The 13,441-nt window shown below is 68.9% G+C and carries 12 protein-coding genes and 2 pseudogenes; 8 read left to right on the plus strand and 6 right to left on the minus strand.

Annotation, left to right across the window (positions count from 1 at the left end; genetic code table 11):
• Positions 1-1,200: a low temperature requirement protein A gene (locus tag ACWGN5_RS00275; protein ID WP_453510178.1), complete on the plus strand. Its 1,200-nt coding sequence runs from the start codon at positions 1-3 to the stop codon at positions 1,198-1,200.
• A gap of 240 nt (positions 1,201-1,440) precedes the next feature.
• Positions 1,441-1,899, plus strand: coding sequence for a hypothetical protein (locus tag ACWGN5_RS00280; protein ID WP_453510615.1), 459 nt, complete (start codon positions 1,441-1,443; stop codon positions 1,897-1,899).
• On the opposite strand, the gene ACWGN5_RS00285 is transcribed toward ACWGN5_RS00280, so the two are convergent.
• Together ACWGN5_RS00285 and ACWGN5_RS00290 are read right to left on the minus strand one after the other, a co-directional pair.
• Positions 1,894-2,770, minus strand: a protein-coding gene (locus ACWGN5_RS00285; RefSeq protein WP_453510179.1) for an IS5 family transposase whose coding sequence is annotated in 2 segments (ribosomal slippage) — positions 1,894-2,703 and positions 2,705-2,770 — 876 coding nt in all. Because the reading frame shifts where the segments join, the coding sequence is not laid out codon by codon here. The two genes, ACWGN5_RS00280 and ACWGN5_RS00285, sit on opposite strands and share 6 nt — an antisense overlap.
• 754 nt (positions 2,771-3,524) lie before the next feature.
• Positions 3,525-3,739 (minus strand): annotated as a pseudogene (locus ACWGN5_RS00290) (LysR family transcriptional regulator); the annotation flags it as partial.
• A gap of 173 nt (positions 3,740-3,912) precedes the next feature.
• Between ACWGN5_RS00290 and ACWGN5_RS00295 the strand changes: the two are divergent.
• Both ACWGN5_RS00295 and ACWGN5_RS00300 read left to right on the plus strand, forming a co-directional pair.
• Positions 3,913-4,566, plus strand: coding sequence for a class I SAM-dependent methyltransferase (locus tag ACWGN5_RS00295; RefSeq protein ID WP_453510180.1), 654 nt, complete (start codon positions 3,913-3,915; stop codon positions 4,564-4,566).
• A 652-nt stretch (positions 4,567-5,218) separates the two neighbouring features.
• Positions 5,219-5,746: a hypothetical protein gene (locus ACWGN5_RS00300; protein ID WP_453510181.1), complete on the plus strand. Its 528-nt coding sequence runs from the start codon at positions 5,219-5,221 to the stop codon at positions 5,744-5,746.
• A gap of 36 nt (positions 5,747-5,782) precedes the next feature.
• Here the strand turns inward: ACWGN5_RS00300 and ACWGN5_RS00305 are convergent, their stop codons facing one another.
• The gene (locus ACWGN5_RS00305) at positions 5,783-5,998 is read right to left on the minus strand and encodes a hypothetical protein (protein WP_453510182.1); all 216 of its coding nucleotides are present in this window, start codon (positions 5,996-5,998) and stop codon (positions 5,783-5,785) included.
• A gap of 516 nt (positions 5,999-6,514) precedes the next feature.
• On the opposite strand from ACWGN5_RS00305, the gene ACWGN5_RS00310 reads away from it, so the two are divergent.
• Positions 6,515-7,396 carry an RNA repair domain-containing protein gene (locus ACWGN5_RS00310; protein ID WP_453510183.1) on the plus strand — a complete coding sequence of 294 codons (882 nt, stop codon included), beginning with the start codon at positions 6,515-6,517 and terminating at the stop codon, positions 7,394-7,396.
• Here the strand turns inward: ACWGN5_RS00310 and ACWGN5_RS00315 are convergent.
• Positions 7,299-7,869 (minus strand): annotated as a pseudogene (locus ACWGN5_RS00315) (hypothetical protein); the annotation flags it as partial. The gene ACWGN5_RS00310 and the pseudogene ACWGN5_RS00315 sit on opposite strands and share 98 nt — an antisense overlap.
• Before the next feature lie 1,573 nt (positions 7,870-9,442).
• Between ACWGN5_RS00315 and ACWGN5_RS00320 the strand changes: the two are divergent.
• Together ACWGN5_RS00320 and ACWGN5_RS00325 are read left to right on the plus strand one after the other, a co-directional pair.
• A complete protein-coding gene (locus ACWGN5_RS00320) occupies positions 9,443-9,982 on the plus strand; it encodes a GNAT family N-acetyltransferase (RefSeq protein WP_453510184.1) in 540 nt (179 codons plus the stop codon).
• Between the two features lie 710 nt (positions 9,983-10,692).
• Positions 10,693-11,457, plus strand: a complete 765-nt coding sequence (locus ACWGN5_RS00325; protein WP_453510616.1) for a GNAT family N-acetyltransferase — start codon at positions 10,693-10,695, stop codon at positions 11,455-11,457.
• Between the two features lie 268 nt (positions 11,458-11,725).
• Here the strand turns inward: ACWGN5_RS00325 and ACWGN5_RS00330 are convergent, their stop codons facing one another.
• Together ACWGN5_RS00330 and ACWGN5_RS00335 are read right to left on the minus strand one after the other, a co-directional pair.
• Complete coding sequence (locus ACWGN5_RS00330; protein WP_453510185.1) at positions 11,726-12,151, minus strand: DUF4267 domain-containing protein; 426 nt, start codon at positions 12,149-12,151, stop codon at positions 11,726-11,728.
• Between the two features lie 54 nt (positions 12,152-12,205).
• Positions 12,206-12,652, minus strand: a complete 447-nt coding sequence (locus ACWGN5_RS00335; RefSeq protein ID WP_453510186.1) for an anthrone oxygenase family protein — start codon at positions 12,650-12,652, stop codon at positions 12,206-12,208.
• A 92-nt stretch (positions 12,653-12,744) separates the two neighbouring features.
• On the opposite strand from ACWGN5_RS00335, the gene ACWGN5_RS00340 reads away from it, so the two are divergent.
• A complete protein-coding gene (locus ACWGN5_RS00340) occupies positions 12,745-13,323 on the plus strand; it encodes a TetR/AcrR family transcriptional regulator (protein WP_453510187.1) in 579 nt (192 codons plus the stop codon).
• Positions 13,324-13,441: the final 118 nt, after the last annotated feature.

Raw genomic sequence — 13,441 nt, forward strand, 5'->3', positions numbered from 1 at the left:
ATGAGCACTCCGTACCCTGCGGTTCCGTCGCCGCCGCCTCCCCCGTCGGACCCCTGGGAGGCCGAGCCCGAGCCCCGGCACGCCGGTTGGCTGGAGCTCTTCTTCGACCTGGTGTTCGTCGCGTTCGTCGCCCAGCTCTCGCACGGCCTCCACGGCGACCCCGGCTGGCGCGAGTTCGGCGTGTTCCTCGGGCTGTACTTTCCGCCGTGGTGGATGTGGGCCAACCTCACCGTCTCCGCCAACCTCTTCCAGGACGACAGCGCCCGACGCCGCCTCGCCATGCTGGCCGCCATGCTCTGCCTCGCCCTGATGGCCGCGGCGGTCCCGGAGGCCGACGGGGACCGGGGCCCCGCCTACGCACTCGGTTACGCCGGGACCCGTCTGGTCCTGCTGGCCCTGTGGTGGCCCGCCACCCGGTTCCCCGCGCCCGGCAGGATCCCACGCTGGCGGCCGCTGACGTACTGCCTGCTGTCGGCTCTGCTCTGGGCGGGCTCCGCGGCCGTTCCCGCGCCTTGGCGGTACGTGGCCTGGGCCGGCCTGCTCCTTGCTGAGATGGCTCTGCTGCTGACCGCGCGAGGGCGCGGCATCCCACGGCGGGTCCACACCGGACATCTGGTCGAACGAGTCGGCCTGTTCGTGATCATCGTGCTGGGCGAATCGGTCCTCGGCCTCATCACCTCCGCCGACCACACCTGGACCGCCCAGGCCGGTGTCGTCGCGGTCATCGGCTTCATCCTCCTGGCCGCGCTGTGGTGGTCGTACTTCGACTTCGCGTCGACGGCTGCGGAGCGGGTCATCGGCACCGCGAGCGCCCGTGCGGCATACCTCCTCGCCCGTGATGTCGGCGGCTTCCTGCACTTCTTCGTCACCGCTGCCGTGATCTCCATGGCCGCCGGGCTGGCCACCGCCGTGGACGACTCCGCCCACGACCACCTCGCCCGGGGCACGGTGTGGGCGCTCGCCGGCGGGCTCGCGGCCTACCACGCGGCACATGGCCTGATCGGCCTCCGCTTCGGCCGGCCCGCTCGCGAGGTGGCCGTCTGGGCGGTGCCGGGGGTGGTGATCCCCCTCCTCGTGGTCCTCGGCGCGGACGTGCTCCGACCCTGGCTCGTGGTCCTGCTCCTGGCGGCTGAAGCCATCGCCCACCTGCTGTACGCGAAGATCGCGACCGCCCACCGCGCCGGCGCCGCCAGCGACTAGGCCGTGTATCGAAAGCGCTGTTCGTGGTGCTCATCGATGACTGCGGGCAGCGCTGGATGCACGAGCCGGGGGCGGTGCGCGCCACCTCTCCAGTCGCAGAGTTGAACACGTTCAACAGGTCTGACAAGGTATCTCTCCACGGCCCACTCCTATCGGTTGGCCAATGCGGGCCGAGGGCGGGAGGTCGTGGTGGCAGGCGGAAGCAGGCTGCGTGCGTGGGGGGTGGCCCTTGGTGGCTTGATGACATTTTTGGTTGTTCTGACGGCGTGCGCCGGTCCCTACCAGTACTACGAGGGAACAGGGATCCACGACACCACGGCAGCCGAAGTCGCCGGGGGCTGGGAAAACGTCGAGGGGACCCGCGTGGTGCTTCGCAAAGACGGAACGGCCCTTCTCGAAAAGCTCGACGGGCAGGACTTCGACTTCGAGGACGGCTGGCGCCTCTCCGGTACGGGTACCTGGCAACTGACTGACGACGACGGCGGACAGGTCGTCCAACTCGCGCTGACAGCCCGGACCCGAGTGGAGAGCCGTTCCCCCGCGACGGCCACTGTCACCTCGACTCCTGAACCCCCATCGACATACGCGTGGTTCTTCTACGTGGACCGCGATCAGCACGACGAGCTGAAGCTGTTCTTCTTCTACGGCGATCCCGATGTCGGAAACACGTACGTGATGACGCGCGAGACAGGGTCATAGCCACTCGTTGATCGTTGCTACCAGCACTGTTGCTTCGTAGCGGACGGCGAGTTTGTCGTACCTCGTGGCGACAGCCCGGTGGCGTTTGAGGCGGTTAATCCCGCACTCGACCGCATGGCGCTGGCGGTAGTCGGCCGGGTCGAAGTGCGGCGGCCGGCCGCCGCGGGAGCCGAGCCTTTGACGGTTGCGTGCCTGGTCGGCCTTGTCCGGGATGGTGCAGCGGATCCCGCGGCGGCGCAGGTAGGCGCGGTTTTTGCGGGAGGCGTACGCCTTGTCAGCCCGCACGCGGTCCGGGCGGACGCGTGGTCGGCCCGGCCCGATGCGGGGTACGCGAACCTTCTCCAGCACCGGTTCGAACTGCGGCGAGTCTCCGCGCTGTCCTGCCGTCACCACGATCGACATAGGCTTCTGGCCCTGTTCGACGGCCAGGTGGAGCTTGGTGCTGAATCCGCCGCGTGAGCGTCCCAGCCCGTGATCACGGGGCTCGGTGAAGATGCCGCCCGGTGGTTCCTTCTGCAGGTCACCCTGCCTTCGGGCTCCGGCCGCATGCTGGTGGGCGCGGCAGACCGTGGAGTCGACGCTCAGGTCCCAGACGATCGCACCCTTCGCGTCGGCCAGGGACTGGAGCCGGGTGAGGATCCGCTGCCAGGTGCCGTTCCGCTGCCACCGGCGGAACAGGTCGTAGACCCGGCCCCACGGTCCGTACTCGACGGGGACGTCCCGCCACGGAACACCGGTCCGGACCCGAAACCGTATGCCGTCGATCAACCGCCGCCGAGGCCAGACGGGCGGCCGCCCCGCCCCTTATGCCCTTCGGCAACAACGGCTTCAGCACCGCCCACTGCTCGTCCGTGAGATCTCCCCGACTCATGAACCGTGATCATTCACAGTCCAAGATCCACTTTCGACACACGGCCTAGGACTTCTCCGGCCGATCATGTTGGGAGCCAGATGAAACCGGTCCGGCCCCGGCGGGGCCGGAAAGGACGACTTCAGTACTGGCCCGGCCCCGGGCGTGATCGGGAACGGCGACTTCCGTGCCGGTCCGGCCCGCGGCTTGCGCCGGGTCGCCAGCACGACCGCGGGTCTTGTACGTGCTCTGGCGAGTCCCGGTCCTCTCCCCTGTGCGACTCCCTGTTCTTCCAGGCCGACGCGGACCACGGCTTCGCCAACCGGACGAACGCTCTGAGCGAATACATCATGATCATCTCGTGCAGAACCTGATCGCCGCACCCCTCACAGCAAGACTCCAAGCTCAACCCATTGACCTTTCTGAGCTCACTCAGGAACGGCGCGAATCGCATCTGACGCGAACAAGAGGTTTCTCGGGCCGCGTTGGACGTCGTCCTTCGAGGCAACGCTCGACCACTGGCATGACCTGGGGAGAGGACCACCCCCGATGGCGCGGGAAGCAGACAGCTTGGGCGTGGCCGTCATCGGCAACCTGCGAACGCGCCCGTAGCGCAGGGGGTTACTGCATGCGTTCGGCGTCCATCGGGCAGTAGTAGCGCTGCTGGTCGTGGAGGTCGGCTGTCAACGGAGTGGTGCCAGCAGCCTCTGACAACGGCGGATCCCGCCAGGACCTCGCATCATTCACGCGCGGCGGCGGCATCGGTTGTCGGCTTTCAGTGGCGGTAGGCGGCTGCCGCGATCTCGATGAAGGACCGGATCAACGGGTTGGTGTCCCCTTCGTTGCACACCGCCACCACTCGGCTCGGCGGCATGTCGATCAGCGGCACCACGGCCAGCTCCGCGGGCAGGTCGTGTCCGAGGGGGCCAGGCCGACCGTGCCGTTCCACAGCACGGCGTGCAGGCATTCCTGGACGGGCCACCTGACCGGCGAAGACCGCCGGATCGCACTCAACGCCGGGCTCATCGCCGCCTCAGCCGCGGCCATCTGGCTGGCCACCGGGCTGTAGGTGAGAGGGCTGGGTGTCGGCAGCGGTGGGTGTCGCGCAGGTCGGCTGAAGGTCGTGCCGTGGTCTGTCAGTTGCCTGCACTAGGGTCGGCCGTATGGCTGAGCCCTCCTTTCTGACGGCTGTCCGCGATTCGTACGACACGGTGGCCGCCGACTACGTCCTACGCGTCCCGCCTCCCGCCGAGATGGACCCGTTGTCACGCGCGATGCTGGCGGGGTTTGCCGAACTGGTGCGGACGGCGGGTCTGGGGCCGGTCGCGGACCTGGGATGCGGCCCCGGCCGTGTGACGGCGTATCTGGCCGGGCTGGGGGTGTCCGCCTTCGGCGTCGATCTGTCGCCGACGATGGTCGGGCTGGCCCGGAACGCCTATCCGAACCTGCGGTTCGCCGAGGGCTCGATGACGGCGCTGGAGATGAGGGACAACGAGCTCGGCGGCATCCTGGCCTGGTACTCCACCCATCACACTCCCCCGCAATGGCTGCCGACGGTGTTCGCCGAGTTCCACCGTGCGCTCGCGCCCGGCGGCTACCTGCTCTGGGGAGACTACGTAGGCGATGAGCGTTTGCAGCCGACCCACGGCTACGGCCGCCCGGTGTCCTACGAGTCGTACCTGCTGCCCCTGGACCGCATGGTCGACCTGCTCGAACAGGCCGGACTCGTCGTCACCGCGAAGCTGGAGCAGGAGCCCGGCGGACTGGCGAACAGACCGCACGCCTGCCTGCTGGCCCGTAAGCCGGAAACGCCCTGACGGGCCTCGGTCCTCCGGGTGCGGCCGCTCGGCTGAACCGCCGACGATCACCGGGCGGACGGTCAGGCCGCGGGATGGAGAGGGCGGCCGCCCCAGCCGATGACTTTCTCGCTGCGGCCACCGGCGCGTTCCCTGCGCTGCGCGGTCCGGACGCCTGGAGGGCGCGCGTTCTGGTTGCGCCCGTACAAGGAGTGGACCAGCGCGCGCGAGCTTGGAGTGTGTGGTTGGGGTGCACGGAGTAGGTGAGGTGGGCTGCAGCAGCAGCGGCCCGAAGTGCGCCTCTACCGGGTTCGCCCGGAGCGCGTTGATCGGCGTGAAACAGAGCTCGACCTCGCCGGGTGGGCCGCGCAGATCTTCGCCCAGCCCAGGCCCGGCGGTGGGACGGGTGCCGGGCCGGCCGAACTCGTCGAAGGCGAAGGTCCGCTCGGTCCGCTCGGTCCGCTCGGTGAGCGCGAACTCAAGCGGGTCCAGCTTGGCGTCGAGATCCGGCGGGTGCACTGCTTCTGTTGCTCGGGGAGAAGAACACCCTGCGGCGAGGACGACGATCTCGCCCAGTTTCAGCAGCACCTGATTGCCCGACTCAAGACGGTGTCATGCGCTGCCCGACCATGGAATTCAGGCCGTCCGGCAGCTTGCCGCGTACTGTCGACGCGTGCACGATCAGCAAAATCAAGATCAGGACGTCGCCTCCGAGGTGATGAAGGCCGAAGCGGTGGTGTTCGTTTGCGCGACTTGTGGAGTCGCGCTGACGGGGCCGCTCACACGGCTGCCCGCTGTTCCCGAGGCCCCGTACTACGCGTGGTGGGACGCGGATGAGCCGGGCCCGTCGCCGGCCACTGTGCCGTCAGGCTGCTACGCGATCGAGACGGAGCCGTACGGTGCGCCCTTGGTCGTCGCCGAGCTGCCCGGGCCTGTGATGCCGCGCCTTGGGGAGCACCGGAACGTGGAGGGAAAGCCGCTGGTGTCGGAGGGGCCACGAGGCAACATCGTCATCAACCCGGACGATGCACGCGGCCTGGAGCTGCGGCACGCATCCCCGGCCTGCTGCGGCGCGACCCCGAATGGCGGAATGAACCAACTGTGCGCCTGCGGAACCCTCGTCGCCACTCTCTGCTCCGATTGCTGCCTCCCGTACGAGCTGCATCTCTCGGCCGACCACGTTCGCCCTGTACGTCCCTGAGCCCGGTGCGTGAACGCTGCTGCTTCTCACCAACGTTCACGCGCCCGACTGCGGCTGGACCAGCGTCAGTTGTTGCCGGCCGGCACGGGCCTCGGGACTGGTGGTCCTCTTCGCCGTCTGTCCCGCCCGATGCCGCTCGGGCGGGACGGCGTCGAGGCGCCGCAGCAGTTCGATCCGCTGGGCGAGCCAGCCGATCTGAGTGTCCCTACCAGCGCGGAAGTGGTCGCCCTGTCCCAGCTCCCAGTGCTGCACCTTGAAGAAGGTGGCATCGAGGGCGACCCGTACAGGAGCTCGTCGAGGTTGCCGGTGGCACGGCGCTGAATCTCCCGACCGGGCTCCGTTACGACCCAGTGGACGATACGCCCCCGACCTCGATGAAGGGGTGGGCGCCATTGCGGGCGCGGAACGCGACCAGGTCGTTCCTGCTCGCAACGTTTAGCTGTACAGCCAGGACGTCTGTGGCCGCCTGCACACCCCAGAGGGTTATCGTCATAGAGACGCTTATTGCATGAGGGTGGCTCCCTCAGATCGGCGCGGCCACACGTGAGCCGGCGGAGCGACACTGTCCACGGTGAGTGCGGCCCCCTCGTACGCGGGAACCCGCTGGCCGCGCCCGACTCACTCTGCCCTGATCGCCCGGCTCCCGCCGTGGGCCATCCCCGCCAGTGCCGGAAGCGGCGAGAAGACTGAAGCAATGCGGGCGGGCCACGCCGGCTTGCAGGGCCGACGGGGCGCGCGGCACCCTGAGAGTCGAGAGCAGGTGCTGACGTGCACACCAGCGACGAGATCTACCACCGTGTGCTCTGGGATCCACGATTCGACCCCGAGCGGTTCGTGATGGGGATCGCGGAGCGCGGCGCCGCGCCGAATCGCGTCCTGCTCGGCGACTTCGTGCCGGGCGGGGAGATCCCCTGGCACCGGGTGGTGTTCTTCGAGGCGGACGGCCAGGTCGTCTGGGACCGTGCCTCCGGCGTCGACAGGCTCGATGAGACCCTCGCCGGGCAGGTCGGCTACGTGCCGCCCCCGGTGCCCGGCGACATCCTCGCCGTCCCGCCGACGAACCGCAGCGCCGTCGCCTGGCTGCCCCCGGAGCAGCTGTGGCCGCCGATCCAGCACATTCGCCGGGAACACGACCGACAGATCCGCCGCTGGCCGCCGCACGTCAACGTGCTCTTCGGTTTCGTCCCCGAGGCCGAGTTCGCCCGAGCCCTGCCGCTGGTGGCCGCGGCGCTTGCCGAGACGCCGCCGTTCACCGCCCGCCTGGCGGGCGTCCACTGGTTCGGCCACCGCGAGGACGCCACCGTCTGGCTCGACCCGGCCGCCGCCGGCCACGAGCCCTGGACCCGGATGCGGGAGTCCCTGGAGCTTCGCTTCCCGCTGTGCGGATCGCACTCTCACGGCTTCACCCCACACCTGTCCCTCGGCCGTACCCCGGACCCGCACCTCCTCGCTCGCAAGGTGGAGGCTCTCCTCGGCCCCATGACGGCCCGGGTCGACGAACTGGTCGTACTCTCCCGGCACGAGGACGAGCCGATGCGGGTCCGGGCCCATGTCATGCTCGGCAGCGGCGACGTACGTCAATCAGAGAATCCGGCCTCGGCAAGCGACCCTCCGCCGTCAGCGCCCCCTGGACGAGAAGCTCCGATGTGATCAGTGGCCAGGAGATCAGCGAACGCGTGACGGGTGCGCCGATCCAGTTGTTGTGCCAGATCACGGCGGCCAGGGCGAGTACGCGCTGCGCTACTCGGACTGCGACGCCCGCGAAATGCAGCAACTCGATGCCAAGCCCGGCAAGCTCCCGCTCGAACGCCCGCGAGGCGAATGCCCTGTCCGAGATCAGCAGGATGCCCTCGCGGTCGGCGACCAGGCCGGGTTGACCTAGAACATCGCAGCCATCACCTCATGCTCGTCGAGCTTGGGGCTGGCCAGTGCCCACAGCATCGGTATGGCGGTCGGGGTGCACACACCAAGTACAGGCGCAAGCCCCAGAAGAACCAGGAGTGGGACGCGCAGTAGCCATACCCGGCCCAGCCGGCGACATTGGACCGCTGGACGGTAGGCCGTGACGTGCCGCAAGGTACCGGCGTGGAGTCGGTGATCGACACGATGTCGTCCCAGTCGTCGCATCGCTCCGATCTCGTCGTCGACCCTCACGTACAGTGCGGTCACCAGAGCGACCAGATCGACGGCCACGTGCCCTCCTGGTCGACGTCACTCAGCAACGAAGATCCTGAACACCCTTGCCATGCACGGGCGGTGGACGGATGAAGGGCAGTGCGCATGGACCACCGCGGTGGATACTGGGATCCTCTCCCGACCGCGCGGTCCTCCGCCGGTACGCCGGTGCCGGGCGCCCGGCCTGACACGATCCAGGTTCTCCCGCGACCCGAGGAGTACCTGCTGGGCTCCTGGCCGGAACACAGCTGGCAGAACGTACCGGGTCCCTTTTACGGTGGCGGGACCGATACCTGCTGGACTGGACGGATCGTCGCCCCTGAACACATCCTGTACGACGACGAGTCAGGCGAGGAGTTCGTATACAGGCAGCCGAAGACTCCGGCACAGGTGCACGCGGTGCTATGCGCTGCTCTCAACGACCCCTACGACGGCTACGGCTGGGATGGGGACCAGCATTGGACCCCGGAGTCCGTCCGGTCGTGGTGGTGCGAGCGGGGTCGACTGCGCGAGTGGGCTACCGACCTCAGCGCAGAATGGTCTGAGCACAAGCAGGGGGACCATCGGGAGATGGTCGCAGGATTGCACGACCTCCTCACTTACCTCGACGGAGCGCTTGAACGCGACCTGCGTGCCTACCTCTACTGGCTTCAGGAACGTCGCGCCCCAAGGTCCGAAGAGGTTCTTCCCCGGTTGTAGACCGAGCCTCCTTTCGGAGCTACCCGTCTCCGAAAGCGATGATCCCTCACCCGAAGTCCCTCTCCCCCAGCCCCGCCCGCACCGCCTCGAAGGAACACGCCGCCCCTTGCGGCGTAAGCGAGGCCCTTGCTGGAAGTCTCTTGCCGGGAACGACTGCCATGCGTCAGCAGGGGCGCCGCACGCAGACTCGGCCGGTAAGCCGACGCATCCAGGCGCGTCTCCTCCGCCCCACGAGCAGGCCATCTCAGACCTCCTACGGGAGACACTCGCCGACGCCACACCCAGCACACGGGTCTGCCGCTCTTCGCCACCCCAGTCGTGGACAATCCGACCCTGACCCCAGCCATCGCCCGCCTCCGCTACCAGCCGTCTGCGGCTGCTCCGAGCCCGCGCACTCTTGGACGCCGGCATGCCACCCGTTCCGGGGGACTGCCGAAGCCGGCTTCGCGGACAAGGCTCCCCGCGGGCCATGGCCGCCTTCCGAAGGAGGAACATCCCTGACGGTCGCTCGCACCGGGGCGATGGGGAGAGCCGTTGATCGGTTGTTGATCGACCGTCCATCGGCGGATGACCTACTGGGCGTTGCCTTTTCGTTCACGGTCTAGGAGGAGCGTCGTGCTCAGGCGAACAGTTCACGTGGTGGTTGGTGTAGCGGCGGCCTTGGTCCTTGGCGTCGCGGTTACCCCGGCCTACGCAGCCGCCTCAGTGGAAGCGGCCGGCCCGGTGACCCCCAAGGCCTGTGGTGCCAGTCCCAGCGGCTGTCTCTGACAGCCCACAGCCTCGGTCGCCGGTTTCGACAACAGACAGGGAGAGGGGATACGGATGCCCGACATCGTGACGCGTCGGCTTCGGCTACGGCGATTCACCCGTGCCGACGCGCCGCCCCTTGCCCGCTACCGCTCCGACCCCGGTGTCGCCCGCTACCAGACCTGGCGCTCGCCTATCGATCAAGCGGAGGCAGAGGCGATCGTTGCCGGATACCGCGCGGAGAATCCCGACGGGCCCGGCTTCTTCCAGTACGCCATCGAGCAGAACCAGCGGCCCGGCTTGATCGGTGACCTCCATGTCGAGACCGAGACGGGCCGTCGCCGGGCAAGGGTGGGCATCACGTTGGCGCCGGACATGCGGCGCCGGGGCTACGCGACCGAGGCGATGGCCGCTGTGGCGGACCGCCTCTTCGCCACCGGGGTGAGGCGAATCATGGCCACCTGCGACGCCCGCAACACGGCGTCCGCGAAGCTCCTTGGGCGCGTGGGCTTCGAACAGCAGGGGCGAGACACGCAGTACCTGGAGCAACGCGGCATCCACGCGGACGTCCTGCTGTTCCGGATGTCGGCGGAGCAGCTGCGCCGCCCCTCATGAACCCGCCGGGGACCAGCCTGGTTCCGCGGCGACCCACGAGCGCACTCACGCGCGATCACAGGAGGAGGACAGCATGGACGGAGCCCGCCCGGGAGAGCGTTTCGCGCCGGTCGATGAGAGCGAGGCCGGCATCGACGCCGTAGACACGCCGAGTGGGCCCGATGAGTCGGGCGACTCGCAGGAGCTTGAGGCGTAGCGCCCTGGTCTCATCCGCTGGGCCCTCCCGTCGAGGACCACCGGCTTCGACGGGCTGCTCCAGACAAGCGCGACCACGCCGTGACCGGCCGCCAGGTCGATCCCCGGGAGGAGAAGCCCGCCCCGGCCCCAAGGGATGTCACGCCAGCACCCGGTGCCGTGGGGGGTGTACGGGGACGAGCCGAGGCCTTACGACTCCGCGCGGGGCGTCGCGGAGCCCGCCGGCCAAGAGCCGCGGTCTCATGTCGAGCTCGCCGGCACATGGGTCGTATCCGACGAGGCACTGCTTCTTCGGATGCCGCTGACCTGATCGTCGAAAAGTCGAAGAGTCCCTGCGGGAGCCCTGTGAAGGACCGGCGACGCAGCGCTCCCTCAGGACATGCATCACCTGTGCTGGTCGCCGGCGCGCCACCGGCGATGGGGGACGCGAAGTCGTATGCGCTCTGCGGCTGGTCATGCTGGGATCAATCACTATGAATGATCTTTTCCTCGATGAAGCCGACCTGGTGGACAGGATGGAGCGGAACCTGGCGGAACATGCCTGTCACCTGCACCGGAGTATGACCGGTGCGACCGTCACAGATGCTGGTGACCTCCTGGTCGCGGACAGCGGCCTGGACGACGACACCTTCAACATCGTTGCTGCGGCGCGCTTCACCGCCACCGACGCTGCGGCACGTATCGCCGAGACGACTGGGACGCTGGCTCGCACCGGCCGTCGTTTCTCCTGGTGGGTGGGGCCCGCCTCGACACCAGTGGACCTCACCGATCGCCTGACGGCGGCCGGTCTGCCGGCGTCCGAACGTGAGACGGCGATGTGGGCCGAACTGGACGACACCCTGCCCCTGCCTGCCGCCGACGGACTGGACATCCAGCGAGTGGCCACGCCCGAACAACTCGCCGACTACGCCACGGTTCTCGCCGCGAACTGGGACCCGCCCGCAGACACCGTCAGCCGCTTCTTCGCCCAGGCCGCCCCGCAGGCACTGGCCGCTGAGTGCCCGGCCCGGTATCTCGTCGGCTACGTGGAGGGCCGTGCGGTCTGCTCCGCCGAAGTGTTTCACCATGCGGGAGTCGCCGGGATCTACAACATCTCCACCCTGGCCGCCCACCGCCGACGCGGCTACGGCGGCGCCATCACGCTCGCGGCGCTCCGGACGGCCCGAGACCGAGACCATCGCTTCGCGGTCTTGCAGGCTTCAGCCGACGGCGAGCCCGTGTACCGCCGCCTGGGGTTCCGCTCCTGTGGCCAGTTCACCGAACACGCCATCAATCCCTGAACCACCCCCACCCCACTGGCCCTTCACCCGCCATGCCTGGCCTTGCTGGTCACAACTGCCCGCCGGTCCGGAACCGTTGGACCACGCTCTCGGGCTGCTGCCGCAGGGCCTTGGGGTACGGGCCGCACTCGCCCATCGGCAGGTGCGGCTCGATTAACTCCCGGTCTTCGTTGGTTGGTTGCCCGCCGCGTCACGTATGACGGTGTACCGGGGGGGGCAGGGCTTGAGCGGGGGTGTAATCCACCGATTGCTCACGGTCCGATTTGCGCTAGGCGAGCTGCGGGGCGGCGGTTTCCGGGGCGGGCGTGACGTTGCGGGTCTCGTGCAGGATCAGCAGGCCGTTGACCACCATCAGTGTCGCGGTCAGGCAGTGGACGCCGAGCGCGGTGGCCACGGAACCGTGATGGGCCAGCACGGTGGCCATGTCGCCGTACGCGGCGAAGGCCTCCACCAGCAGCGCCCAGCCCAGCGCCCTGCGGTGGCCCGTCACCAGCAGGACGCCCAGGACCAGGGCCAGGACGACGTCGCGGATTCCCTTGATGACCAGGAAGCCGCCGCCGTCACCGGACGGCCAGCTCGGCAGGCCGAAGGTCGGCGCCGTCGTCTCCGGGATCAGGATGAACTCCGACCCGAACCAGAGGATGAAGAGGATGAAGGTGGCGGCCAGGACGGTGTTGATCTTCTTCAGTGACATGGGTCTTCTCCCTGAGGGTCTTCGTCGGTTGCGTGAGCCCGGGCGGCTTCGGCGTCAGGCGAGGGCGGTGACCAGCAGGGTGAAGGCGGCGATGATGACGGCGACGCGGAAGTAGTGGTAGCGGTTCCAGCGCTGCAGCTGCTGCTTCCAGTCGGCGGGCCGGTTCTCGGGGGTCCAGGTCTTGTTCCGGTTGTTGATCGGGACGAGCAGCAGCACCGACATGAGAACGCTGACGATCAGCAGGCCGGCGGCGGTGACGACGAGCCCGGCACCGTCGTGGCGCCATCCGGCGACGGCCCACACCGCGCTGAGGACGAGCGAGCCGATGTACCAGAACGGCATCAGGGCGCCGAGCATCCGGCCGCCGTGGGCGTGGCCGCGCTGGCCGGCGTCCTCGGGGAGTGCGTCCAGGATCCGGTTCATGATGAAGGCGACGGAGAACTCCACCCCCACCATCAGGCCGACGATCACGGTGGTGACGATCTCAAGTGCGTTGAGCATGACGATCCCTCCCGAGGAACTAGCGTTGCTAGCTGGCGATGCAACGCTAGTACTGCTGCCGCTCGATTGTCTAGCGGTGCTAGGATCGATGCATGTCGGTAAAGGAACGCAAGGAGCGCGAACGGGCGGAGCGCGAGCGCCTCATCGTGACGACGGCCCGCGAACTGGCCGAGCAGCAGGGCTGGGACGCCGTCACCACCCGCCGGCTCGCCGAGCGCATCGAGTACAGCCAGCCCGTCCTCTACAGCCACTTCCGCGGCAAGCGGGAGATCATCGGCGCCGTCGCCCTGGAGGGCGCCGCCGAGCTGGCCGCCGCGGTACGGGCCGCGGCCTCCCGGGCGGACAGCCCTCGCGAGCGGGTCGCCGCCCTGGCCCGCACCTACCTCGACTTCGCCGAGCACAACCCGGCCGTCTACGACGCCCTGTTCCAGCTCGACGGGGGCCTCCCGTACGCGCAGGCGGACACCCCCGAACCACTGAAGGACGCCTTCGCCGCGCTGATGGAGAGCCTCGCCGAGGTCGCCGGCGAGGGCGTCCACCCGGGGCTGTTCACCGAGGTGTTCTGGGCCTCCCTGCACGGCCTGGCCACCCTGACCCGAACGGGCCGCCTCCTGCCCGAGGACGCCCGGACGAGGGTCGACCTGTTGGTGGATCGGCTCGCCAGGCTCTGACACATCAACCCGGCAGGGGGGGGGGGGGGGGGGGGCCCGGCCCCCCCCCCCCCCCCCCCCCCCCACAGCGCGCCCCCGCGCCCCGGGGAAACCCAAACAACACCCCCCAACCCCCAAA

The sequence above is a fragment of the Streptomyces sp. NPDC055815 genome, from assembly GCF_053616475.1.